General features: G+C 60.7%; 23 protein-coding genes and 2 pseudogenes. 8 read left to right on the plus strand and 17 right to left on the minus strand.

The features are described 5' to 3' along the window. Positions 1–251: 251 nt before the first annotated feature. The 4 genes from wrbA to FVF58_RS38430 form a co-directional block, all read right to left on the minus strand. Complete coding sequence (gene wrbA / locus FVF58_RS38415) at positions 252–851, minus strand: NAD(P)H:quinone oxidoreductase (RefSeq protein WP_149674900.1); 600 nt, start codon at positions 849–851, stop codon at positions 252–254. A gap of 183 nt (positions 852–1,034) precedes the next feature. Further along, a complete protein-coding gene (locus tag FVF58_RS38420; protein ID WP_149674901.1) occupies positions 1,035–1,400 on the minus strand; it encodes a nuclear transport factor 2 family protein in 366 nt (121 codons plus the stop codon). Between the two features lie 81 nt (positions 1,401–1,481). Next, positions 1,482–2,120 (minus strand): glutathione S-transferase family protein, encoded by a 639-nt coding sequence (locus FVF58_RS38425; RefSeq protein ID WP_246217380.1) that lies wholly within the window; start codon positions 2,118–2,120, stop codon positions 1,482–1,484. A 102-nt stretch (positions 2,121–2,222) separates the two neighbouring features. Continuing rightward, positions 2,223–2,978 carry an SDR family oxidoreductase gene (locus FVF58_RS38430; RefSeq protein WP_149674902.1) on the minus strand — a complete coding sequence of 252 codons (756 nt, stop codon included), beginning with the start codon at positions 2,976–2,978 and terminating at the stop codon, positions 2,223–2,225. A 99-nt stretch (positions 2,979–3,077) separates the two neighbouring features. Between FVF58_RS38430 and FVF58_RS38435 the strand changes: the two genes are divergently transcribed. Continuing rightward, complete coding sequence (locus tag FVF58_RS38435) at positions 3,078–4,031, plus strand: LysR family transcriptional regulator (protein ID WP_149674969.1); 954 nt, start codon at positions 3,078–3,080, stop codon at positions 4,029–4,031. A 76-nt stretch (positions 4,032–4,107) separates the two neighbouring features. Here the strand turns inward: FVF58_RS38435 and FVF58_RS54950 are convergent. Further along, positions 4,108–4,212, minus strand: a pseudogene (locus FVF58_RS54950) (IS6 family transposase); the annotation flags it as partial. Between the two features lie 496 nt (positions 4,213–4,708). Between FVF58_RS54950 and FVF58_RS38440 the strand changes: the two are divergent. From FVF58_RS38440 to FVF58_RS38455, 4 genes are all read left to right on the plus strand, one after another. After that, a complete protein-coding gene (locus tag FVF58_RS38440; protein WP_149674903.1) occupies positions 4,709–5,062 on the plus strand; it encodes a hypothetical protein in 354 nt (117 codons plus the stop codon). Positions 5,063–5,585: 523 nt separating this feature from the next. Continuing rightward, positions 5,586–6,275, plus strand: coding sequence for a protein-L-isoaspartate(D-aspartate) O-methyltransferase (locus FVF58_RS38445; RefSeq protein WP_149674970.1), 690 nt, complete (start codon positions 5,586–5,588; stop codon positions 6,273–6,275). A 108-nt stretch (positions 6,276–6,383) separates the two neighbouring features. Beyond that, positions 6,384–8,885 carry a spermine/spermidine synthase domain-containing protein gene (locus FVF58_RS38450; protein WP_149674971.1) on the plus strand — a complete coding sequence of 834 codons (2,502 nt, stop codon included), beginning with the start codon at positions 6,384–6,386 and terminating at the stop codon, positions 8,883–8,885. Positions 8,886–9,509: 624 nt separating this feature from the next. Beyond that, positions 9,510–9,731, plus strand: coding sequence for a dodecin family protein (locus FVF58_RS38455; RefSeq protein WP_149674904.1), 222 nt, complete (start codon positions 9,510–9,512; stop codon positions 9,729–9,731). A 462-nt stretch (positions 9,732–10,193) separates the two neighbouring features. Here the strand turns inward: FVF58_RS38455 and FVF58_RS54330 are convergent, their stop codons facing one another. The 7 genes from FVF58_RS54330 to FVF58_RS38490 form a co-directional block, all read right to left on the minus strand. Beyond that, positions 10,194–10,319 (minus strand): hypothetical protein, encoded by a 126-nt coding sequence (locus FVF58_RS54330; RefSeq protein ID WP_281291337.1) that lies wholly within the window; start codon positions 10,317–10,319, stop codon positions 10,194–10,196. 229 nt (positions 10,320–10,548) lie between these two features. Then, positions 10,549–10,932 carry a VOC family protein gene (locus FVF58_RS38465; RefSeq protein ID WP_149674905.1) on the minus strand — a complete coding sequence of 128 codons (384 nt, stop codon included), beginning with the start codon at positions 10,930–10,932 and terminating at the stop codon, positions 10,549–10,551. A 179-nt stretch (positions 10,933–11,111) separates the two neighbouring features. Then, positions 11,112–12,278, minus strand: a complete 1,167-nt coding sequence (locus tag FVF58_RS38470) for an ABC transporter permease (RefSeq protein ID WP_149674906.1) — start codon at positions 12,276–12,278, stop codon at positions 11,112–11,114. A gap of 8 nt (positions 12,279–12,286) precedes the next feature. Next, positions 12,287–13,441, minus strand: a complete 1,155-nt coding sequence (locus FVF58_RS38475; protein ID WP_149674972.1) for an ABC transporter permease — start codon at positions 13,439–13,441, stop codon at positions 12,287–12,289. A gap of 21 nt (positions 13,442–13,462) precedes the next feature. Then, positions 13,463–14,185, minus strand: coding sequence for an ABC transporter ATP-binding protein (locus tag FVF58_RS38480; RefSeq protein WP_149674907.1), 723 nt, complete (start codon positions 14,183–14,185; stop codon positions 13,463–13,465). Position 14,186: 1 nt separating this feature from the next. Beyond that, positions 14,187–15,389, minus strand: a complete 1,203-nt coding sequence (locus tag FVF58_RS38485) for an efflux RND transporter periplasmic adaptor subunit (RefSeq protein ID WP_149674908.1) — start codon at positions 15,387–15,389, stop codon at positions 14,187–14,189. Positions 15,390–15,906: 517 nt separating this feature from the next. After that, entirely contained in the window at positions 15,907–16,353 is a 447-nt protein-coding gene (locus FVF58_RS38490) for a response regulator transcription factor (protein ID WP_149674909.1), read from the minus strand. Positions 16,354–16,949: 596 nt separating this feature from the next. Between FVF58_RS38490 and FVF58_RS38495 the strand changes: the two are divergent. Then, positions 16,950–17,255 (plus strand): annotated as a pseudogene (locus tag FVF58_RS38495) (hypothetical protein); the annotation flags it as partial. 8 nt (positions 17,256–17,263) lie between these two features. Here the strand turns inward: FVF58_RS38495 and FVF58_RS38500 are convergent. Beyond that, positions 17,264–18,193: a LysR family transcriptional regulator gene (locus FVF58_RS38500; RefSeq protein ID WP_149674910.1), complete on the minus strand. Its 930-nt coding sequence runs from the start codon at positions 18,191–18,193 to the stop codon at positions 17,264–17,266. 204 nt (positions 18,194–18,397) lie between these two features. On the opposite strand from FVF58_RS38500, the gene FVF58_RS38505 reads away from it, so the two are divergent. Beyond that, on the plus strand, positions 18,398–19,000 hold the full coding sequence (locus FVF58_RS38505; protein WP_149674911.1) for an NADPH-dependent F420 reductase: 603 nt from the start codon (positions 18,398–18,400) through the stop codon (positions 18,998–19,000). A 171-nt stretch (positions 19,001–19,171) separates the two neighbouring features. On the opposite strand, the gene FVF58_RS38510 is transcribed toward FVF58_RS38505, so the two are convergent. Continuing rightward, the gene (locus tag FVF58_RS38510; RefSeq protein WP_149674912.1) at positions 19,172–19,786 is read right to left on the minus strand and encodes an FMN-dependent NADH-azoreductase; all 615 of its coding nucleotides are present in this window, start codon (positions 19,784–19,786) and stop codon (positions 19,172–19,174) included. Positions 19,787–19,951: 165 nt separating this feature from the next. On the opposite strand from FVF58_RS38510, the gene FVF58_RS38515 reads away from it, so the two are divergent. After that, a complete protein-coding gene (locus FVF58_RS38515) occupies positions 19,952–20,887 on the plus strand; it encodes a LysR family transcriptional regulator (RefSeq protein ID WP_149674913.1) in 936 nt (311 codons plus the stop codon). Positions 20,888–20,916: 29 nt separating this feature from the next. Here FVF58_RS38515 and FVF58_RS38520 read toward each other — a convergent pair whose 3' ends face one another. The 3 genes from FVF58_RS38520 to FVF58_RS38530 all read right to left on the minus strand — a co-directional run bounded on the left by FVF58_RS38520 (position 20,917) and on the right by FVF58_RS38530 (position 24,710). Next, positions 20,917–22,635, minus strand: coding sequence for a GMC family oxidoreductase (locus tag FVF58_RS38520; RefSeq protein WP_149674914.1), 1,719 nt, complete (start codon positions 22,633–22,635; stop codon positions 20,917–20,919). 96 nt (positions 22,636–22,731) lie between these two features. Further along, entirely contained in the window at positions 22,732–24,192 is a 1,461-nt protein-coding gene (locus FVF58_RS38525; protein WP_149674915.1) for an aldehyde dehydrogenase family protein, read from the minus strand. Positions 24,193–24,260: 68 nt separating this feature from the next. Beyond that, positions 24,261–24,710 (minus strand): nuclear transport factor 2 family protein, encoded by a 450-nt coding sequence (locus FVF58_RS38530; protein WP_149674973.1) that lies wholly within the window; start codon positions 24,708–24,710, stop codon positions 24,261–24,263. Positions 24,711–24,872: the final 162 nt, after the last annotated feature.

Genomic DNA, 24,872 nt, shown 5'->3' on the forward strand with positions numbered 1-24,872 from the left:
GCTTCGCAACACGCCTCGCGGCTTGCCACGCATGACTCGGGGACATTGTGAGTCGCTATTTCTTACAACGTCGGGGACTTTCACCCCTTGAACACCACCGGTCTCCCGGCGCACACTGTACATCCATACAGTATTCACGGCAATATGGAATCGTTGCGGAGAACTTCTTGAACACGCCTTCGGTCGGCCCGGGCCGGGCGGGAATCCGCCAGCCCCACCGTTCGCGCAACGGCGCGAATAGTGACCGACGCTTAGCCAAACAACTTGTTGGCCGTCTGAGCAATCAGCTCGCCCTGGTGACGTGCGCCCTCGAGCTCGATCGCGCTCGGTTGGCGCTCGCCTTTTCCGCCGGCGATGGTCGTGGCTCCATAGGGAGCACCACCGACGATCTCGTCCAGCGTCATCTGCCCATGGTGGCTGTATGGCAGACCAACGATGACCATGCCGAAGTGCAGCAGGTTGGTAATGACCGAGAACAGCGTCGTTTCCTGCCCGCCGTGCTGACTGGCAGTCGACGTGAAAGCACCACCAACCTTGCCATTCAGCGCGCCGCTCATCCATAGGCCGCCGGCCTGATCGAGAAACGCGGCCATCTGGGAGGAAATGCGCCCGAAACGGGTCGGCGTACCGACAACAATAGCGTCGTATTCGGCGAGCTCGGCGACCGTCGCAACCGGCGCTTGTTGGTCGAGCTTGAAGTAGGCAGCCTTGGCTACATCCTCCGGCGCCGTTTCCGGCACCCGCTTGACATCGACTGTGGCGCCCGTCGAACGCACACCTTCAGCCACGGCATCGGCCAGTGCTTCGACGTGACCATACGATGAGTAATACAGCACTAGAACCTTCGACATTTTGAACTCCTATTTATATAGATGCGGCGTTGCCGCCCTGGGGAATAGCACATTCCCGACAGCGCGCACTTCGCGGCTGCGGGACACAAACATCATTTGTCTGCGTGTGTTCGTACGAGAATTCGCTTTCGGGCAACCTGTACGGTGCCTGCGCATCGGACAACCGGGGAGATCACCACCGGGTCATGAAGGCATCGAATCGAGGAAGACGTAGAGCGCAGCAATCTTCTCATCGCGAACGATGATCACATCCACGCCCGTATAGTGAGGGGCCTCGTCCCGCGGGCCAGACCCCCACGCCAGGCGGCCACCGTTGTGCAGAGCCTGAGGCTCACCGTGTGGCGAATAGGCGAAATGCGGGTGTGTCGCGCGGAGTTCCCCAGAGAATGTGTCGAGAGCATCGTGCCCGACGAATACACCCGGAGGCGCGTAGAGCACGCAGTCCTCGGTATAGAGTTCCTCGATGGCCGCACGACGACGTTTAGCGTCGCCCTCGCCGAAGACTTCCTGAAGGTTGCGATAGAGCAATTCGTTGATACGATCGGTCACAACTACTCTCCTTGCTGATTGACTACAAACTGGGCCAGATTACGTTGGGTGAATACTTAAAGAATGGAATGTCGCATCGCTCTACTGAGCGAGCGCCACGGTTCGTTCGATGGCGGTGACAACAGCGGGCCGCGTCGCGATTTCCTCATGCCAACTAGCGACGAACGGAAACTTGTCGAGGGTCGCGCCGATCGCCTGATGACGCCACACCCAGCCGAAATGGGCGATGTCCGCAATGCTGTACTCATCGCCTGCAGCGTAAGAATGACGCTCGAGAACGTGGTTGAGCACGCCCAGCGTTCGTTCAACCTCTGCCAGCGCAAGCGCTTTTGCCTCGGGTTGCGGCGACGCTTGGATCGCGACCATGAAGGCCTGCAGGAACGCCGGGCTGAGGCCGGACGCGTGGAAGAAAAGTTGCTCAAAGACCTTGCCGCGCCGCGGGCCATCCTTCGGAAGAAGCCGTCCAGTCTTCTCTGCAAGATGGACCAGAATCGCGGCGGACTCGCCCAATACCAGGTCACCTTCTTCGGGAACAGAACGATCGATGAGAACCGGTACTTTCCCATTGGGATTCATTGCCTTGAAGGCGGCGGTCTTCTGCTCGCCCTGGCGCAGGTTAACGGGCACGAGCCGATAGTCGAGCCCCATCTCTTCCAACGCGATGGGGACTTTGAGACTATTGGGCGTGGCGAAAGCGTGAACTTCGAACATGGTGTTCATGAACATTTCCTTTGTGCGGTCTGGTCGCCTGGGTCGGCGCCTGGCGTGCTGTTGGAATTGAGTGGCCGGTATCGAATTGCCCGGCCGCTTCAGGACCTCTGATCAAATCTGAGCTTGTCCACCATCGACGAAGATCTCCGTACCGGCGATGAAGCTCGAATCTGAGGAAGCGAGAAAGACAGCGACACCCGCGACTTCGTCGGGATCGCCGACACGCCCGAGCGGGACTGTCGACGCCATGTGGTCGAGCATGCTCTGCTGCCGCGCGGCATCGGGGCCGGCCAGATCGACAAGGCCTGGTGTCTTGATCGGGCCCGGGCTGATCACGTTCACGCGGATGCCGCGAGACTTCAGGTCGAGCGTCCAGCTCCGGGCGAAGTTGCGCACCGCGGCTTTCGAGGCGCTATAGACACTGAACGCCGGCGTGCCCTTGATGCTGACGTTCGACGCAGTGAGTATCACCGAGGCGCCATCGACGAGGAGCGGCAACGCCTTCTGCACCGTAAAGAGCACGCCCTTCACGTTGCGATCGAACGTATCGTCGTACTGCTCTTCAGTGATCGCCCCCAAGGGCAACATCGATCCACCGCCTGCATTGACGAACAGCACATCGATGCGGCCTGCCTCAGTCTTTACGCGCTCGTAGAGCCGGTTGAGGTCGTTAAGATTGGCGGAATCCGCGTGCACACCGGTCGCCCTCGGCCCGATCGCCGCAACGGCGGCATCGAGGCCAGCCTGGTGACGGCCGGTCACAAAGACCCGCGCGCCCTCGCCCACTAAACGCCGGGCGGTGGCAAGCCCGATACCGGTTGTGCCGCCGGTGACGACGGCTATCTTTCCTTCGAGTTTGCGTACCATGATCTATCTCCATGCACAGCTGTGCGATGAGACAAATCTATGGCGGCATGCTACTTTTCGAAATAGAAATGATTGAAAACCATCGTTGCAGGATTGTCGATGTCAAAGTTGCCAGACTTTGAGGGATTCGCGATGTTCGCGAAGGTCGCCGAAGAAGGTTCATTCGCCGCTGCTGCGGCGACAATGGGCGTCTCCGTTGCGACGGTTTCCCGGGCCGTCACCCGCCTCGAGGAGCGACTGGGGGGGCGGCTTTTTAACCGCACTTCCCGGCGACTTGCGCTCACGGACTACGGCCATATGCTCGCCGAGCGCGCGGCGAAAATTTATGCCGACGCCGAAGAGGCTGAGGATTTCGCGCGTGAGACGTCAAGCCGTCCGCGTGGTCTGGTCAAGCTCGCTGCGCCAATCTTCTTCGGCGCTCGTTGGGTTGCCCCGCTGCTGCCGGAGTTCTTCCGGACCTATCCGGATATTTCCATGGAACTTCATCTCACGGATGCGCATGCTGATCTGATTGGTGATGGCTTCGACGCCGCCCTTCGTATCGCCATCCTGGAAGATTCGTCACTGGCTGCGCGTCTCATTGCACCCGTGCGCCGGTTTGTCGTGGCATCTCCAACTTACCTGTCTCGCTATGGTCGTCCGCAACACCCGTATGATCTTGGCGCTCACCAGTGTCTTACCTACGCCAACCGGAGAAAGCGGGACGTTTGGCGCTTTACCCACCAAAGTGGCGAGGAATGCACGATCACGCCAACCGGCGCGTTGCGAGCAACAAACGTTGAAGCGTTACTGCCCACGCTTCTCGCGGGACTTGCCATCACGGAGCTTCCCGAGTTCGTTGCGACGCAGTATTTTCCCGACAAACAGCTCGAACCGATTTTGACCGATTGGCGCTTGCCCGAAGGCGGTCTATATTTCGTCACGCCCACTGCCCGCGCACGGCCCGCAAAGGTTAGCGCGTTGGCCGACTTCTTCATCTCCAAACTCACCACGGCAGAATGGAGCGCCGAGACGCTGATGGGCTGGAAGTCACCTGGCCATCACGGCCGGTGAATGCGCCCCTTTCCAAAGGTGCTGTTACGTTAAAGCATTCATAACGCCTTTGGGGGGGAGGACGTCCATTCGCCCAGAAAGCGAACGGATCTTGAGTGATCTCAGTGAAGCGTTGCCAGGCCGCGAAGTGTGCGGCGAGCTGTTTGCGATAGAGCGAGGCGCGTGACAGGTGTTGCTTGATCAAGTGCGACGATGAGATCCGCGCGATGCGGTGCGCGATTCATGCCTGCGAACGCGGCAAGGAGGTGATGCACGGTCATCTGGAGCCGCTGCTGGTCCAGCATGTTCCCGTAGCAGGCTTACACACACTCGACACCACTGTTACGCCGCAGTGCAGCCCGCCGCGCCCGCCTGTCCTCAACTGAACGTGCGTCCGTCCGGATCCCATCGTTCACCTTTAACGGCACCGACGTTGGTCAACCTGCTTTCCTCTCACTCATGGTAACTCGCAGCCGTCCCAACGACACTTCGATGGCGGTTATCAGGCCACATCGAGTGGCAGCCCATTAGTGTTCCTTAATTCAAATTAGCTAAATTAGCTTCTCTTGTTTCTGTAATAGCGGCACACTGGCGCCATCCGATTCTCCACGTCCCGATCCGAAGGCCGCAAATCAACCGGTCCTGTGGACCATTCCGTCGAACCCTTCTTCGCTCCAATGCAAGACGAGGAGGCAATCATGGCTATTCATACCGGGAACCTTGCCAGGTTCTATAGTGCATTTCATCATCGTCGTGAACCGGTCATATACGCTTCCACGATAGTTGCCAGCAATAGACTGGGACTCTATAGAGCGCTGGCTGAGAATCCGTCGTCAGCAGAAGAACTTGCGAATACAACCAAAACAGAATTGTGCTGCGTGAGCGAGTGGTTGGCCGACCTCGCCGCTTCTGGCTATCTCCAGTACGATGCGGCTAGCCAGCGATACTGGATGACCGAAGAGCAGGCATATGCGCTCGCCGACAAGGCTGGCAATGCTTTCATCAGAGGCGCATTCGCAACCTGGCGCAATACGAAGCTATTCGCGAGATGAACCAAAACAATCGATGCTCTTGTCGCGCGCTGGCCGCCGTGCTGTCAATATTTCATATTTCGGCATCGGAATCCGCCAAAGGCGTTACTGGCCAGCGCGGCCAATCAAGAAGCTGATGCCGTCGAACCTGTGAGCTCGATGACCCAGCAACCGCCAGCGAATCCGCCTCGAGCTTCCGTAACCGACCCACAAGGAACGATCGGATTCCCGCTAGACGGACATTCAAATTGCTTGGGGATGGCACGCCAGACGAGGAACCGAGAAACACCTGGCGGCCGAAAAACATCGGGGCACGCAACGCCGGCCTTCACCTCATGGATACCTCAATAACCTGGCGCAGGATGCGAACGTTAGGCAGTTCGCAAACGAAGAGCGGGCCGGCCTGATGCATGGCAGGCGGCCGGACGCTTGACGCCAGGTCCGGCCGCGCACGAGCGTAGAATTGCGGTAGGTAGGTGACAGGGGCCGCATTGTGAAACCATTCACATTCTGGCTGCGCATCCTGATTCCAGCAATCGCATTGATGTGGCTGTATTCTGGTGTTCACGCCTCTGACGATTTTGCGTCGCGCCGGGCGAGAATGGTCATGGATATCGCAGCATTGACCGCTGACACCGGCACCGAAACCGGCAGGCATACCATCGATGCGCGCGTGATGGCAGCCATGGAACAGGTGCCTCGCCACAAGTTTGTTCCGCCCGAAGAGGAGCAAAACGCATACGAGAACAGGCCGCTTCCCATCGGCTATGGCCAGACCATTTCGCAGCCTTACATTATTGCCCTGATGACCGACCTGATGATGGTCAAGCCCACTGATGTCGTGCTCGAGGTCGGCACCGGCTCCGGCTACCAGGCTGCGATCCTGGCAAGTCTGGCACGGGCCGTCTATACGATCGAGATCATCGAACCCTTGGGAAGGCAGGCGCAGGAGCGTCTGCAACGGCTCGCGTACAAGCAGGTGGAAACCAGGGTGGGCGACGGTTATTACGGATGGGAAGCCCACGCGCCCTACGACGCCATCATCGTCACCGCCGCTGCCAGCCATGTCCCTCCCCCCCTCATGCGGCAATTGAAGCCGGGCGGCAGAATGGTTATTCCGGTGGGCGCGCAGTTTCTGACCCAGTACCTGCTGCTGATCGAAAAATCGGACGACGGAACAGTTTCCACCAAACAGATCTTGCCAGTCAGATTCGTGCCATTGGTTGCGCACTGATTCGGCGGTGAGGTGTGAATGTGCGAAGGGACAGGGTGATCCCGCGCACCTGCGTTGCCGTTGATCAAGCGCGTCCTTCGTGCCGCATCCTTTCCCATTCGCGCGATCATGCCTTCTGCGCCTTTGTTCGCCCTCTCCGTGCTCTCGGCCGCGGTGCTCGGCTACGAGATCCTGTTGATGCGCCTGTTTTCCATCATCCTTTGGCACCACTTTGCCTATATGATGATCAGTATTGCCCTGCTGGGATACGGTGCAGCCGGTGCAATGGTGGCGTTAGCGCAGCGTTGGCTGGCGCCCAGGTTTGCCGCCGTGTTCGCTGGCGGCGCCATTCTGTTCGGCGTTTCCGCGATCGCCTCTTTCGCGCTCGCCCAGCGCGTCGCGTTCAACCCCCTCGAGATTCTGTGGGATCCGCAGCAGCCGCTGCGCCTTCTCCTGATTTATCTGCTCCTGTTCGTCCCTTTTTTTTGCGCCGCGACCAGTGTCTGTCTCACCTTCACACGGTTCAATGACCAGATTCCCCGCATTTACAGTTTTGATATTGTCGGAGCCGGATTAGGCAGCCTCGCCGTCATCGTTGTGCTGTTCGCCCTTGCTCCGGTGGATGCGCTCCGACTTCTGGGCGGTGTAGGTCTGATAGCGGCGGCGCTGGCATGCATCGAGTGCCGCTGGCATCGACACTGGTTGCCGGTGCTGTTGCTGGGCGCTGCGGCCGTTTTGCCGGCCAGCGTGCCACGCGACTGGATCGCGCTACGGCCGTCTGAGTACAAGGAATTGAGCCAGACCCTGCGCATCAAGGACGCACACGTGATCGCTGAAAGCTCGAGCCCACTGGGTCTCATCACTGTAGTGGAAAGCCCTTTGATTCCTTTGCGCCACGCACCGGGACTCAGCCTCAACGCGACCATGGAGCCGCCGCCCCAGTTGGGCGTCTTTACCGATGGTGACGGGCTCTCCGCACTCAATCGCTATGACGGACAGCGCAAGCCGCTCAGCTATCTGGACTACCTCACCTCCGCGCTTCCTTACCACTTGCTGGAGCGCCCCAGGGTCCTGGTACTTGGCAGCGGCGCGGGGGCCGATGTGTTGCAGGCGCTTTACCACCAGGCGAGCGCAATCGACGCGGTGGAACTGAATCCGCAGGTGATCGACGCGGTGCAAGGCCGCCTTGCCGATTTCTCCGGCAAGCCATACAGCGCACCCAACGTTCGCGTCTTTACCGGCGAAGCGCGCAGCTTCATCGCTGGGCACGGCGAGCACTATGATCTCATCCAGGTCGCGCTGCTGGATTCGTTCGGCGCCTCGTCGGCCGGCCTTTACGCGCTTTCCGAGAGCTATTTGTACACGGTGGAAGCGTTCCAGGACTATCTTCGCCATCTCAACCCGGGTGGCATGCTGGCGATTACGCGCTGGGTCACGCTACCGCCACGCGACATCCTGAAATTGTTTGCGACGGCGATGCTGGCCATGGAGGACGCCGGCGTGGCACAGCCCTCCCGCCGGCTCGTGCTGATCCGCGGCTGGAAGACTACCACGCTGCTGGTCAAGAACGGAGAGTTCAGTGCCGCGGAAACCGTCGCCCTGCAAGGCTTCTGCCGTGCCCGCTCGTTCGACGTCGGATACTATCCAGGGATGCAAGCCGCGGAGGCGAACCGCTACAACGTGCTTGAAAAGCCTTACTTCTTCGAAGCCACGCAAGCGTTGCTGAGCACCGACCGCGACAGGTTCTGGGCACGCTACAAGTTCGATGTTCGCCCCGCCACGGACGACAAACCGTACTTCTTTCACTTCTTCAAATGGCGTTCGCTTCCTGAACTCCTCGCCTTGAAGGAGCAAGGCGGTCTGCCTTTGCTGGAATGGGGTTATCCGGTGCTGATCGCGACCCTGCTTCAGGCCACCTTGGCAGCATTGATCTTGATCCTCTTTCCGCTCTGGATGATAAGGCGCAGCCAACGCTTCGCCCTCAGATCGCCACCGTCAACGACAACCCTTGCCGGCGACACCACCGCATCGGCGGCACTATCCGGGCGGCGAGTTGCTATCTATTTCCTCGCGATTGGTTTCGCCTTCATGTTCGTCGAAATCGCGTTCATCCAAAAATTCATCCTGTTCTTGAGTCACCCGCTCTATGCCGTCGCGGTGGTGCTGTGTGCGTTCCTTTCGTTTGCCGGGCTGGGAAGCCGGTATTCGCAGCGCCTGCAAGGGGAGCAAGCGCGTTTACTCAGCCCCGAGCCAACCTCGCGCTGGATCAGGAATCGCCAGCCCCTGCTGGCAAGGACCATTCTCGCGATCTCCGTGATCTCCCTGCTCTACCTCGCCATCCTCCCCACCCTGTTCCGTCTGCTGATGTTCCTACCCGATCCGACCAGAATCGCCATCGCCGCACTGCTGGTCGCCCCGCTCGCATTTGCGATGGGCATCCCCTTCCCACTGGGGCTCGGCCGCGTTGCCGCCAGCGCCGAAGCACTCGTGCCCTGGGCGTGGGGCATCAACGCCTGCACTTCGGTAGTGGCTGCGGTTCTGGCAACAGTGTTGGCGATCCATCTTGGATTTGCCGCGGTGATAGTGATAGCGATCCTGCTGTATGTCGTGGCGGCGGCCGCGTGTCCGTAGTCCCGTCCCGGTCCGAATGAGCCTGCCCCGAGGTCTACTGCCCCGCTTCAGGAACCGTGCTCGCGCGGCTTGCCAAACGGGCTGTCGCAGCCGCACTCGGCCGCAGTTGCCCCCTTTGTTGCCGCCTGCTTACTCCATGCGAGGACTGGCGAGCGTCGGCCCCAGCGATGCGACGCTCGCGGCCAATCCGCGCGTCACGCCCGCCTGCGGCCCAAGTCCGGCGTGGCCGGCTTGTCGGCCTCATGTCTGCGCGGGCGAGATAGGCGGATTCTCACGCTGCCGTCCACGATCCCGGTGAAAGAGTCCTGTTGCCGCTTAATAAATTCAGCGTGGCCGTTGGCTTAGAGTATTCAAGCAGATGTATCGCCCATGGGCCGCTAACGGCCGGTTCTTGCCCATAGCGACATGACAAATCCAGCCGAGGGCGACGCCCGTCCAGCCGCAACTTGATAAACAGGGCGGGCCCCGCGGTTAAGCCAGCTTCCATCTCTGGATCGACGAAGCGCAGGCGAAAGCCAACGCCTGCTGCGAAATCAAGCGACGCCTGCCACGCAGACGGCCTATGATGAAATCATCAAATCATCGGGGCGTCACTTGCGCCTCCTAGCCCAAAGGAGCGAGAACATGGCCAAGAAGAAGACTGAATCAGTCTACCGTGTCACGGAAATTATCGGCACCAGCACGGTATCGTGGGAGGACGCGGCAAGAATGGCTGTGGAAACGGCCGCCAAATCGCTGCGTGATTTGCGCGTCGCCGAAGTCAGCAAGCTCGACCTGAAGGTCGAGAGCGGCAAGGTCGTTGAATACCGGGCGCGAGTGTCTTTGTCGTTCAAGTACGAAGCCTGAGCCGGTGACTCACCGTAGCAAAGCATCACAGGTCCTCGCTGCCCAACAGCTTGAGCAGTTCGACAAGCGCAAAAGGCGTCTCCTGCCGGCCTGCTGTAACTGCTTTTTGACCAACGCTTGCCTTCTGAATCCAGGCGGCTCATTTAGATTGCACTCTTGCTCGGACGCTGTACGTTGCCCAATCCGCCATGGGAGTTCTTTCTGATCAACGTGCTCAGGCCGGTCTGGACGAATCTGGCAAGAAGCGTGCGTGCGCAGTAGCCGGTGGGGCGGGTTACGTACCTGCCAATCCGGCCGCTGAGCCCACACGCTGCCAGTCGCCAGGCGAAGTTACTTCAGGTGAATGAGACGTGATCGCTGCGATACTTCAGGCGCGCTCGCGGCGGTGTCTCCCGTGTTTTCCGCGACCCAGTCCTTCGCCTTTTGCACGCTTTCATCAATGCCTGCCTTGTCCTGGCGGATTCAACCAGTCGCTGCGAATTCGCCATCGCCGCTGCGTGCCAGACTGTAGCGGACAAAGACATTGACCGAACGCATCAGTTCCTCGACGTCAGCCGTTCGCTGCTCCTGCAGATCGAATAACTCCATTGCGCCCTTAGCCGTCGTAGTGAACCCGGGAAGCCGTGCAAAATCCTCGTGCCTTCAGTCAACGTCCGCAATTGGCCCTGCCTCTGCGTGTCGGCCACCGGCGGCAGGCGGATCCGGATCGGCCAGATTATTCGGCGCAAAGCAGTCTTCAGATCAGGCTGTGCCGCCCATTAGAACCAACACGCCCATCACGAAGCGCGCACGCCGATCCCGGTTGAACTTCAATCCTCTAGGCGCCAATTTTATAAGGGCGAGTCATGACCTCAAGAAAATGACCGTCTGGATCGTCGAAATACATTCCCCGGCCGCCGTTGTGCAGATAGGTTTCGCCGGCACGCTGTTTGCCAGGATCGGCCCAGTACTGAAGCCCTCTGTCACGAATACGAGCGAAGACCCGGTCGAATTCGTCCTCACTGATCAGAAACGCGTAATGCTGCATGGAAATCGCGCTGTCGCTTTCGAAGAAGTCGAGCGACACGCCATTTTCGAGTTGAACGACCAGCATCTGCCCGAACTCAATAGGACTCGGAAGCCCGAGGATGTCCATGAGAAACCTTGTCGACGCCCGTTTATCGCTACACCAGACGATAGTATGGTTTAGTTGTACGCTCATGTTGCGACCCTCACTGAAATGTGGCCGGGTATGCCCTTCTGGCGCGGAAGAGTCTCCTGTCTCGCCATGCATCCAACATAGCCGACGCCTGATGGTATTCAAGTGAAATGTAACTGCGACCGGCAGCTGATGGCGTTCCGAGCAACCATTTGCATCAGAACCAATGAGACCGCATGGGCTCAGCGCGCGCGCAATGCATCGACGATGTTCATGCGGGCCGCGCGCATCGCAGGCAGAAATCCGCCGACGAGACCCATCGTCATCGAAAATGCGAGCGTCTTCGCGACGATGGCCGGTGTCAGGATAAAGCGGAACGACAGGTCCGCGAAGGTCTGGAAGTTGGTGGTCGAAAACGACGCGAACTGCATGAACGCCGCGCAGCCCAGCCCCGCCAGTCCGCCGACGAGCCCCAGCAGCATCGCTTCGACAAGAAACGCAGCGAGCACGTTGATGCGCCTGAAACCGAGCGCACGCAAGGTGCCGATCTCCGCGACCCGGTTGGCCACGGACGCGTACATCGTGATCATCGCGCCGATCATCGCCGCTATCGAAAAGATCATCGATAGCGTGAAGCCGAGAATGTTGATAAACGTCGAGAGCGCCTTCGACTGGTCGCTATAGAACGTCTGTTCGCGCTTCGCTTCATCGGCGAGGCGCGGATCGACGTCGAGGTCGGACTTGAAGCCGCCGAACTGGTCGGATTGCGCGAGCCGCACCACCATCGACGAATAGCTCGTGCGGCGAAACGACTGCATCAACTGATCGACATCGCCCCAGATTTCCGAATCGAAGCCGCTGCCGCCCGCGTCGAAAGTGCCAACCACGGTCCAGTCGCGCTGCGCGAAGCGCAAATGCTCGCCTGGCTGCGTGCCGCTGAAGCCCTTCGCAATGCTGCTGCCGACGATGATTTCGGACGACCCCGGATTGAACATGCGCCCCGACGCGAGCTTCACTTGCGGCCGCAAGCTCATGCCCGCGGGCGAGACCCCGCGAATCACGACATTCGATGGCTTGCCCGAGGAGCGCTTCGTGAGCGAGATCAGCACGACGGACTCCTTCGACGCCATGCGTCGCCCGTCGTCACCGATCGCCACAGCCGGGTGCATTTCGATCACGTTCGCCTGGCCGCGGTCGATCGCGCTCTGCACCTCCGTTTCCGCGCCCTTGCGGATCACCACGACGTTGTCCTCCTCCCCGGTGGACACGAGCGTCTTCTTGAGGCCCGCATCGAGCATCAGCACAGTCGCGAACACGAACACAACGAGCGCGAGCCCACCGGCCGTGAGCGCGGTGGTGAGCCGGCGCGTCCACAGACTGCGAGCGATGTATGAGAGCGGGATCGCCATGTCAGCCTCTAGCCGATAGCCCGCAGGCCTTCGACGATCTTCACCCGCGCCGCCTGCAGCGCCGGAATGATCGCGGCCGCGAACCCGACGACGAGCGCGCATGCCGCCTGCAACAGCATCGTTTCACGCGACACGTGGAACACCGGGAACACGCCTCCTGTCGCCTGCTTGAAGAAGCTTGCGGCGGGCGGCGTGGCGAGTATGCCGAGACCGCCGCCCACCACGCAGATCGTCACCGACTCGCCGAACATCAGCAACGCGAGAAATCCCGGTCCGAAACCGAGTGCCTTGAGCGTCGCATATTCAACGGTGCGCTCGCGCGCGCTCATCGCCATCGCATTGGCCATCACCGCCATGATGATGACGATGACCACATAGGACACCAGTTGGATCGCCGCAATGATCTGATTCGACATCGCCACGAAGCCAAGCTGGAACGCCTGCTCGGTCTCGGTGAGCGTCTCGGCGAGCGAGTTCCTGAAAACGTTGTCGACAGTGCGCGAGATCGCAGCGGCTTCGTCCGGGCTCGCGATGCCAAGCACATAGACCCCGACCTGATCCGCTTTCCGGCCCGGCGTCTTGCGTATCGTTTCGTTCAGGTAGTCCCAATGAAAAATCAGTTGGCGCGTGATCGTCGATTCGTCGCGACTGTCGAGAATGCCGCGCACGACGAACTCCCACGTGCCCGGATAGATCGTGCCCTTGATCGGAATCACGTCGCCAATCCTGAAACCGAACTGGCTCGCAAGCTGCCTGCCGATCAGACAGCCCTTGCGGTCCCGCTCGTAGTCGTTGCGCTGCTGCGCGGGCAAAATGAATTCCGGGTACAGGTCGAGATAGTTGTCCGATACGGCGAACTGCGCGAAAAAGTTCTTCGGCTCGCGATACACGCCGCCGAACCAGTTGGAGCGCGCGACCAGCGTCACGCCTTCCACGCCGCGTATGCGATTCTCGTAGCTCAACGGCAGCGGAAAGACGAGTGAGATCGCATTACGCGTCACTAGCCTTGCGTTCGATGCCGCAGCAGCGCCCGCATACCATGCGTCGACCACCGTATGCAGCAACCCGTACGCGAGCACCGCGATCAGGAGTCCGAACACGGTCAGCAACGTGCGCAGCTTGTGCCGCAGCGCGTTTCTCGTGATCAGCTTGAGCAGATACATGGCGATCGGCCTTGGCATGCCTCAGCGAGTGGTTCCATCGATCAGTTCCCCCTTCTCCAGATGCACGAGCGCCTTCGCCGCCCCCGCCGCATGCGCGTCGTGGGTCACCATGACGATGGTCTTGCCGAGTTCGCGGTTAAGCCGCTGCATCATGGTCAGCACCTCCTCGGCGGACGTGCGGTCCAGGTCGCCTGTCGGTTCGTCGGCGACGATCAGCGTCGGATCGCTGATCAGCGCGCGAGCGATCGCGACGCGTTGCTGCTGGCCGCCGGAAAGCTCGGACGGATAATGCTGCGCGCGTTCCGACAGATTCACCATGTCGAGCACGAGGCTCACGCGCTCGCGCCGCTCCTTGCGCGACAGGCGCGTGAGAATCAACGGCAATTCGATGTTCTCGAATGCGGTCAGCACGGGCATCAGGTTGTAGAACTGGAAGATGAAGCCGACATGGGCCGCGCGCCATTCCGCCAGCGCCGACTCCGACAGCCGCGTGATGTCGAGCCCGCCAACGCGCAGTTCGCCGCCATCTGGCCGGTCGATGCCCGCGATCAGATTGAGCAGCGTGCTCTTGCCCGACCCCGACGGCCCCATCAGCGCAATGAAGTCGCCTTCGCCGATCGAAAGCGTGATGTCGGAAAGAACGGGTACCGTCTGAACGCCGCGCCGGTACGATTTGACGAGGTGCCTGATTTCGACGAGCGGCGCTGTATCGCTCACGCGCTTCACGTTGTCCACAGTGCTCACGCTATTTCTTCACCATGGTGACTTTGGCGCCGTCCTTGATGTGCTCGTTCGGCGCGCGTACCAGCACATCGCCGGGACGCACGCCGCTGACGGCCACCAGGTCGCCGAGCGCCGCGCCGGTTTTGACGGACACTTCCCGCACGGTGTCGTCCTTGATCACGAAGGCGACCTTGCGGCCATCGCGCTCGACGATCGCCGCGGGCTGCACCGCGACCACCGGCTGCCGGTCCTGCGGCGCAACGGGCTTCGTCAGAAACGCGATCTTCGCGCTCATGTCGGGCAGCACGCGCTCATCGCGATCGACGAAGCGCACCTTGACGAGCACGGTTGCTTTCGAACGGTCGACAGTCGGCACGATGCGCGACACGCGGCCGGCCAATCTGAGTTCGAGCAGCGCATCGAGCTGGATCTCGCAAGGCTCGTTCACGGTGATCTTCGCGATGTTCGATTCCGCGACATCGGCTTCGACTTCGAGCGTTTCCATATCGGCAATCGTCACGACGGCGCCCTTGCTGTCGGATGCCTGCGAGAACGGCGTGATGTTGTCGCCGACGTTCGCATGCTTCTCGATGACCACGCCGTCGAACGGCGCGCGAATCACGGTTTGATCGACGGCCACCTGAGCCGCCTGCGCATTGGCCTGCGCCGACGCGATCGCCGCACGGCTGTTGTCGATCGACGCCCGCGCCTTGTCGTAACGGGCGAGATCGGAGTCGTACTGGGCGGCGGGCACGGCGCCGTTCGGCGCGAGTATCGCGGAGCGGTGCAGGCTGATTTCGGCGTCCTTCAGCTCGGCCATCTGCAGCGCGAGATTGGCCTGCGCCACCTTGACTTGCGCCTTCGCCTGCGCGAGCAGGGCCTCGACATCCGCGCTTTCGAGCCGGGCAATCACCTCGTCTTTCTTGACGCGCGTACCCTCCAGCACGCCGAGCCACTCGAGGCGCCCCTGCCCTTTCGACGCCACCGCGGCCTTGCGCTGAGGCACGACGTAGCCGGTCGCGTTGAGCAGCGTATAGGTCTGCGACGGATAAGCGGACACCACGGTGGTGGTTTCGACGGCCTGCGGACCGGCCAGCTTGAGGCCGGCAACCCCCGCGCCGACGAGAAGCAGCGCGACGACCCCGTATGCGATCCAGTTGCGCCGCCGTCCAGCAGCGACGGCGGGCCGGTCGATTTTCAGCCTCTTCAGATCATGATCAGCCAATTTTTTATGTCTTCGCCGGCTGGCGTTCGCGCTTTGCGGACACCGCGTAGAAACGGCATCACGACGTCTCGCCACGCCGGCTACTTGTCCTGTAGACGGGCCCACAGTATAGCGCCGCGCCTGGCCCCCGCCCGCATCACGCTGACGGGACGCTCACGCCTGCGCAGACAGCGCGTTTTTCAGGTTGAAGACTCAGACTTCGAGCGTCCAACGGACCTCGCCATCATCCTGGACGGGACCCTCCACCGCAAAGGAGCGTTTATCACATCAGAGCCCTGCATGCTGGGCGGAATCAACCGGTCGTTGCAACATCTTGAAAACGGTTGTGATGCCAACCCGGTAGGCGGCCGAGAAATCGTTCTTGCTTCGGGCACCTCACCAAGCTGAAAGAACCCGCCATCCAAATCGAGCGCGAAGCGGTATCTTAGAGGTGCGTGCTGGTGAGATCGAACTGGCTTTTGCGAATCCGATGCATCAGTTCGATGCCGGAGAAAATAACGGCGGCGACTCTAGTCCACTAAGGACGGCGATAGTGGCCCTCCACAAGGTCAATTATTCGCCAAAGCGAACCGGGGCGTCGGACATGCCCGTCAAATCCCGCGCTTCTCAAAGCTGGTATCGAGTCCAGCGGCCAGATGTCGCTCATGGCGAGAATAAGTAACGTGGCTGTTGAGTCATCGGCGCGAAGCCGCCGCACAAAGGCATATTTCGGCGCAGAATCCAGCCTCGTGTCAAACAGAAGTGCGTGGGGTTTCCAGAATTGCAGGTATCGGCGAATCTCACCAATTGTCGATGCATGGATCGTCTCGTATCCCTTCGCCGACAGCAGGAACGCAAGCGACTCGCGGATCATCACGTCTTGATGCCCAATCAGAATGCGCTTCTTCTCGCCCGTTTCTGCATCGGGTTCCGACCGCCAGAAAGCGAACTCCTGCTCATCGTCGTGCGGTGCACGCCTTGTCATAACTGCCCCCAATGAGTTGGACCTGTTACAGCGAAAGCCAACAGGTCAGGCATGCCTTGTCTGACGCGCCTGATCGAGCATCTGGCATGCCCACCAGTAAGCCCACAAGGCCTTCTCCCAATCACATAACCGTCGGCGCGCGACCGATCGAGAGGCGTCTCGGGTCACTCCGCTCTGCCATCCCTCCAGCCGGGGCTCCGCGCTTCGACGCAACACGAGCGCTACGGCAGCTTCGAAACCGGAACCCGCATTCGAGCCGTTGGCTCGTTCTGAGGTATGGGGCACGATCACCCGCTATACATCCGCATCACTGTTTCCGATGAGGCATGTGCCGTTCTATTCGACAGCCGCTATCGCCGCTATCCTCACCATCGCCGCCGCAGTCAGCGAATGACGCGGCGAATACAGCGGCTTCGCGCCGACAAGCCGGATGCCGTTCGGTAGTCTGGTGTCCATCGGAGTCTGCCATCGGTTCGAACGTCTCTAAAACGTTTGAGTAGGGGCAACTATTCCATGTTTCGCGCAGATCTTGATGCAGCGGGCACTGGTGCAAATGCCGATGTGAAATCGGTTAAGGCGTGGGATTGAACGAACCGATGGTCGCCGATGAGTATGCTGAAGAGTCTTTGACGAGTTTCGATGGGCGACACTTTGATCGCGAGATCATCATTCTGTGTGTCCGCTGGCATCTACGCTACAAACTCAGTCTGCGGGATCTCGTCGAGATGATCCCCAAAGGGGACTTCCTGCGGGGCGTGGCTGAACGGGGTGTGTCGCTCGCACACACGACGATCCTGCGCTTAGTGCAGCGCTATGCGCCGGGGTTCGTCAAGCGCTGGAATCGTTTTGGCTCGCCCACTGGACAGTCGTGGCGTGTCGACGAGACACGGGTCCGGCTTCGATGAACAATTCACCCGATGCTTCCTGCAACCCGTTCCGCCAACCGCTGCCGCTCGAACGCCTCCACAATGAAATCGACGAACGCCCGCGTTTTCGCCGGCAGCAGGGTGCGTGTCGAGTAGTAGATCGAAATCGCCCCGGTGTCCGCGTACCACCGTGGCAACAATCGCACAAGTTCGCCCCGTTCGATCCACGGCAGCACATCCGACACCGCCAGCAGCGCAACGCCCAGTCCGAGAACCGCGGCCTCGCGCATTGCTGCCGGGTCGTTGACCGTGATGGTCTCGCCAAGCCGGGCGAGCATCTCGTCGCCCACGGTGTCGCGCATCGTCCGGTGGCGCACGCGACCGGTGTTGCTCGATCGCATCACGATGCCGCAAAGACGCGCGAGATCGCCGGGATCAGTCGGGGGCACCCGGTCTGCCATGTAGGCCGGAGACGCAACCGCGATGAGATGCGCAGGCATCAACGCGCGCGACACGACGCCCGGTGCGAGATCGAATCCACCGCCCATCGCCGCATCGTAGCCCTCTGCAATCAGGTCGACCTGCCGGTTCTCGAAGTGCCAGTCCGGACGAATCATCGGATAGCGCGCGAGGAATGCGGGCAGCAGCGGCATCACATACGTCATGCCGAACGTCGGCGCCATGCTGACTTTCAGCACGCCCGCCGGTTCGCCGCGGCCGGTCGAAACGGACGCAATCGCCGACTGCAGCGCGTCCAGATTGCCGCCGATTTCCACGAGTAATCGCTCGCCAGCCTCGGTCAACATGAGCTTGCGCGTCGATCGCTGGAATAGCCGGACGCCAAGATTGCGTTCGAGCAGCGCGACGTTCCGGCTCACCGCGGCAGGCGTCAGCGCGAGGCGCCGCGCGGCTGCGGAGAAGCTGCCCGTTTCTGCGCTGCGGACGAACGACTCAAGATTAGCGAGCGTTTCCATGCAGTGATATTAAAGCATCGCTTGAAAATAATTCAAGCGATTACCCGCTAATCAACGAGCAATATAGGCGGCAATATTCGCTCAGTGCCCACTGGCGCGAATGCCAAATGGCTCCCGCCTTCATTCCACTTGTCAGCCCGAACGCGGCCTTCGCCGCCTGCGGCATGAGCGCCTGATTCATCACTATTCGCAAGGAGTTTCACCATGAGCACCATCGGTATCATCGGAGCCGGCGCCATCGGTTCCGCGTTCGCCAAAGCACTGGCCGTGAAAGGCCACGACGCCATCATTTCGAACAGCCGCGGCCCGGCCTCTCTCTCGGAGCTCGCACAATGGCTCGGCCCCTCGATAAAGGCGGGCACGCGTGAACAGGCGGCCGCGCAGCAGATCGTCCTTGTCGCAGTCAACTGGTCGAGGCTGCCGGCAGCCCTCGCCGGATTGTCGGACTTCGGCGGGCGCATCGTGATCGACGCGAATAACCCAATCGAGGCGCCGCTGTTCAAACCAGCCGAATTGCATGGCCGGATGTCGAGCGAAGTATTCGCGGATCTCGTGCCGGGCGCGCGCGTCGTGAAGGCGTTCAATCATCTTCCGGCGCACTTCCTCTCCGACGATCCGCAATCCGGGGACGGACGCCGCGTGCTGTTCTTCTCCGGCGACGACGCGCATGCGAAAGCGGCGGTGAGCGGACTGATCGATCAGCTTGGCTTCTTTGGCGTGGACCTCGGTTCGCTCGAAGCCGGGGGCCGACTGGCCCAGATCCCTGGTGGCCCGCTGGCGATACACAATCTCGTCAAATTCGGATAACTAACCTAGCGGAAAGCGCGACACCCGCAAAAGCAGCATGATGCTCTATGGTGTCGTCGACGCCGGCCTCCTCCATCCGGGCAATACAGGCCCTTCATCGGATAAAGCGCCGGCCATCCGTCCTGGTTGGTTACGGGCATTCTGAGTTCCGGATCGCGATCGCCGGAGAAATCAAATCGCGATTGCGGCGATCTCGAAGCGTGCCTGTCTAATCGCGGCGTCCCTGGTATCACGATCGAACGCGAGTCCTTCTGCCCGCACCACCGTCACGTCATGCAAACCGAGGAAGGAGAACACGCTTCGCAAATAGTTTTCATGGTGTTCGTGCGCGGCCGTCGGCGTTCCAGGTTGATAAACGTTGCCGCGCGTGGAAGCAATGATAATTTTCTTGCCGGAAGGAAGAAATGTCTCGAGTTCACCGGACTCGCTGTACTCGAAGGTCTGCCCCGCCACGACAACGCGATCGATCCAGGCCTTCAACTGCGATGGCACCGAGAAGTTATACATAGGTGCGCCAATGACGACAATATCGGCCTCGAACAGCTCGGAGAGATATTCCTGGCCGGTTTCAAGATCGCTACAGAGTGCCGCGCCTTCGACGATCCCACCGGCCCATGCTGCGACGTGCGCATCGGACAGATGCAGCGCGGGGTCGGCCGCAAGATCGCGATAGCTGACCTCGATTCCAGGATGTAACGCCTTTTGACACCTGACGATTTCCGCGGTCAGCGTGCGGCTAACCGACTGGGTGCCCAGAATACTCGAATCGATGTGCAACAATTTCATTTCGGGAACCCCCGGTGGCTAGTCGCCCCACGTTTATGCATGAGGCCCCTGGCCGGACATCGATGCGGAAAACACGCTGTCAATGTCGCATGGTTGCATTGCACTTGAATAGCCATTATTTTTCGATCATTTCCATCGCCCGTGACGATAGATCAGGAGATCGCAATGCTGGACGGTGTATCGTTAGATCAGTTACGAACATTTATCGCGGCGGTCGATGAGGGCAGCTTTTCAGGAGCGGCCAGGAAACTTCGGCGTGCGCAGTCCATGGTCAGTGAGCTTGTCGCCAACCTCGAAGGTCAGATCGGGGTCACGTTGTTCGATCGAAGCGGCAGATATCCGATGTTGACGGCCGAGGGCAGGATTTTGCTGGCTGACGCGCGCAGCATTATTGCCGGCGTCGACTGGATGAAGGCGCGCGCGAAAGGAATGGCTTCGGGCCTCGAACCCGAACTGGCGGTGGTGCTGGACGTATTCTTTCCTATTGACGCCATCATCGAGGCGGCAAAGGAATTCCGCGAACGCTTCCCTTCGGTACCGTTGCGCCTCTATGCCGAGGCACTCGGCGGCGCCTATCAGCCGGTAATCGATGGACGTGCCACGGTCGGCATCGTCGGTTCCTTGCCGTTCCTTCCGCCTGGTTTCACCGCGGAGCGGCTAACGGGAGTCGCTTTCATGATGGTGGCCGCGAGCGACCATCCGCTGGCAAAGATCGACGGCCCCATTCCAAAAGAGGAATTGGCGCGCCACACCCAACTCGTATTGACCGACCGCTCCAATCTGTCGGCTGACCGCGAGTTTGGCGTCATGTCGGGCTTGACGTGGCGGCTGGCGGATCTGTTTGCCAAACACGCCTTTCTGCTGCATGGACTGGGTTGGGGCGGAATGCCGGTGCACGTCATCAAGGACGACATTGCCGCCGGCCGGCTCGTTGAACTCCGGATCGAAGACGTGCCGGCCGGCGGCCTGGTTCTCCCCATGTCGGCCGTTTACCCCTTGGCCGCACCACCGGGCCCTGCGGGGAGATGGTTGATCGAGCGACTGCGCACCTGCCCGCCCGAGGCGGCGGACGTGAGTACAGCGGCACCCCCGGGTGGCTGAGGCAACGTGCTATGGCAAGTTGAGTGCCGTCACGCGGTGCCGAGGATCATATGCGCAGCCTTGGCGCCGATCATGTGGCTGGCCGCGCTGGTCGGGCCCGTGACGATGCTGGGCATGATCGAGGAATCACAGACGCGCAGTCCCTCTACGCCATGAACGCGCAACTGCGAATCGACCACCGCCATTTCGTCGATGCCCATTTTGCAGGTTCCGACCGGGTGACCGAAACTAATCGTCGCATTGCGGGCGAAGTCCCGTAGCGCGGCTTTGCCGAGCGAGCGGCCAGGGATCGCCTCCGCTGCACGCACGGGGTCGAATCCGTGCTGCCGCCCAAGGTCTCTGCACAGATCGATGCAGCGCGCCGTTGCCTCGAGGTCGCGTTCTGTCGCCAGGAAGCCTGCGTCGAGCCTGCCCGCCTGCCGCCAATCGGCGCTCGTGAGCTGGTAGCGACCACGGCTCGTCGGACGCACGAGGGCCGGTGAGATCACAAAGCCGTTTTCCGGCGCTGCGCCGAAAGCAGCACGTATTTCCGGCGTCACGGCGGACACCTGTTGAAGCACCATCATGACATCGGGGCGGTTGACCGCGGAATCACTGCGCACGAGCGCGGCCGCCTCTACAGCGTTGCTTGTCATCGAGCGCGGAGGAAATTTGCCTTTGTAGCGCAACGCGACGCCAAACAGCAACGGATGATCCTGGAAGTTACGTCCTACGCCTTTCAGATCAACAGTAGGCGTTATGCCCGCGCGGCGCGCGTCGTCCGCGTCGCCGATGCCGGACAGAAGGAGCAGCTTTGCGCTCGCTATACCGCCCGCAGTCACGATGATCTCGCGCCTCGCCGCAACGTTACGAACGCCATCGGCGCCGTGCAGTGCGATTCCCGTACAGCGACTACCCTTGAAGAGCAGCCGGACTGCGTCGGTGTTGAGCAGCAGCGTAAGATTCGGGCGCCCTAGCACGGGACGCAGAAAGGCACGCGCGGCGCTTGCACGGCTTCCGTCGCGATTGATGCTCATATTCGCGTAGCCTGCGCCTTCGCGCATCGGACCGTTCATGTCGTCCAGGATGGGAATATCCATCTGGCGGGCAGCGTCGACAAAGGCTGCCGCCGTCGGATGAGGCGCATGGGCCGTGCCGATCTGCAGTGGGCCACCCGCGCCGCGCCACTGGTTGGCGCCGCCTTCCCAGTCTTCGATTTCCTTGAAGACTGGAAGCACGTCGGAAAAACGCCAACCGTCGCAGCCTTGTTGGGCCCAATCGTCATAGTCCTGCGCAACCCCACGAACCCAGAGCATCGCATTGATGCTGGTGCCGCCGCCGAGCACGTGGCCCATCGCTAAAGGCACGGCTCGATTGTTGACGTCGGGCGACGGCGCTGCATGAAATTTCCAGTCGAGCGGACCGCCGATGTTGGTAAACCACAGACCGGGTGTCGTCACCTGAGGAAGGTCGTCAGAACCGCCGGATTCGACCAGAAGCACGTCGGCGCCCGCGTCGGCGAGGCGTGCGGCCACGATGCAGCCCGCCGCGCCAGCACCGACGATCACATAGTCGTAGCTGTCCTTGACCGCCTGCCGGTTTGCAAGTTGCGTCTGCCCGGCAGCCAACGCCTGCTCCGTCTGCCCAGGGTCGAGCAGGACGGCGACGCCCATCGCGGCGGCCAGTTTCAGGAAAGCCCGGCGATCGAGTGTGCCGCGCGCCATACGATCGAGCAGTTGTTGTGCCGCTTCAGCACGTGCCTTGATCACGCTCGCATCTCCACTATTTTTTCTTTAAGCATTTGCCTGAGCTCAAAGGAGGTTCAGCGAACAATTCCTTGAATTGTTCTGCCAAAGCGCCAGAAGCTAGAACGGGTATTGAACCTGCGTGCTGCGCGAATTGATCCAGATGACGTCGCTAAAATCGGCAAGGCTATCCGGGCCGGTTCGCCCCCAACCACTGTCGCGAACGCCTCCCATCGGGGCGTGAATTTCGTCATTGACGGTCGGCGCGTTGACGTTCACGATGCCCGTCTGGATTTTTGGCGCCAGCTCGAAAGCCTTGTACGTATCTCCCGCGAGAATCGAAGCGCTCAGACCGTACATCGTTCGATTGGCGGCACGGACGGCCTCCTCCGGTGTGTCAACCGCTTCGACCCACACGACAGGCCCAAACGTTTCTTCCTGGGCGACGGTTGCATCCAGAGGCACGTCGGTCAGGATTGTCGGCTGATAGATCTGGCCGTCGTAGCTGCCGCCGGTTCTCACAACCGCCCCTTTGGCGACAGCCTCCTGCACGCGGTCATGGACAAGTTTCACGGCAGCGGGCGTGACCAGCGGACCAATGATCGTGCCCGGCTCCTGCGGATCGCCAGAACGCAAGGTCCTGGTGCGAGCAATGAACTTCTCAAGGAATTGCTCGTAAATTTTCCGCTGAACGATGATGTGTCGTGTGTTGAGACAGATCTGCCCCTGATGAAAGAACGAGCCGAAGGTCGCGGTGCGCACGGCGTAATCGAGGTCGACATCATCGAGAACGATCATCGGGTTGTAGCCACCCAGTTCGAGCACGGTGCGCTTCAACGCGCGTCCGGCACGTTCAGCCAGCAAGCGGGCCGTCTTGACTCCCCCGATGAGGTTGATCACTCGCACGTCGGGACTTTCGAACAATTCGTCAGCGATGTCACCGGCGGCGCCAGGTGCATGCGTCACCACGTTGATCACGCCCTCAGGAAAGCCGGCTTCCTCTGCAATTTCAGCGAGCATCAGCCCCGCCGAAACCGGCGCAAGCTCCGAAGGCTTGACCACTACGGTGTTGCCGGCACCGATCGGCGAGATGACTGCGCGCCAGGACAGAATGTTTGCGCCGTTCCACGGCGTGAAGCTGGCGACAACGCCCAATGGCCGCCGAACACCGATCGAGTGCGAACCTGCATGGTTGGTTTCCAGTACCTGCCCACGCGGAAGGTACATCCACCCAGCGGCCTGCTCCAGGGTTGCGGCTACCAGATCCTGCTGAAAGTTCGCGAAAGAGATGGTGCTACCGGTTTCCCGTGCGAGAAGCTGAGCGATCTCCCCTCGACGGCGTTTGACCAACTCCGCAGCACGGAGAAATAAACGCGCGCGCTCCGCAGGTGTCGTTTCGGACCAGGCCGGGAAAGCCCGCGCGGCCGCCTCGATGGCCGTGCGCGCCTCTTTGCGCCCTCCCGCCGGGACGCGCGCGAAAAGCTTGCCGCTGTACGGCTCCAACACATCGAAAGTGCGCGATCCTTCGGCGTAGTGCCAGGATCCGTCTGCATAGTATTTGTAAGTTCTGGTTTCAGTCATTGTCGTCAATCCAGCCGAGATCGAAAAAGCGCAGCAGGCACTTGCCGTGCGACTGCACAAATGGGTGTCTAGTAGCGGGTTTCGCGGTCCGCGTTCAGCCAGGGGTAGCGGGCCGTGTCCGCGCCGGCATAGTCAGGGTCCAGGTAGACATGACATCGCTGAATCTTGAAGTTGCGGATCTCGAACACATCGCACCACCTGCCCGCGAACGTCGTGCCCGCGCGCCACTCGGTGCCGTTTTTCAGCTTTCCGCTCGAAAGCCCCTCAACCACGACCAGGTCACCCTGCTGGACGAAATTGGCGTGAGCGATGTCGTGTGACACACCGGCGAGAATGCCCATCAGATCACCGAAAAGCCGCTCGATGTCCTGCATGCCGCGTGCAACACCCCACTTCGGGAAGTAAACCTCGGCGTTGTCGTCCAGCAGGTCGAAGACGCTTTCGCCGCGGTCCATGCGTTTGAAGTACTCAAGCGCGATCGCCTTTCGCTGCTCATCCGTCATCGTTCTAATTTCCATCGCCTTTTCCTTCAAGATACGAAATCGCTTCACTGGTCCAATGCGCATGAGTTTTTCAGAGAAGCTTGAAACACCTACCACTTCGACATGTGACCTTCGAGACTCGACGCGATACACCGACGATTTAATACGCATCGCTAATCGTATTGGAACTTGCGTATC

The organism is Paraburkholderia panacisoli (assembly GCF_008369935.1).
GTDB lineage: Bacteria > Pseudomonadota > Gammaproteobacteria > Burkholderiales > Burkholderiaceae > Paraburkholderia > Paraburkholderia panacisoli.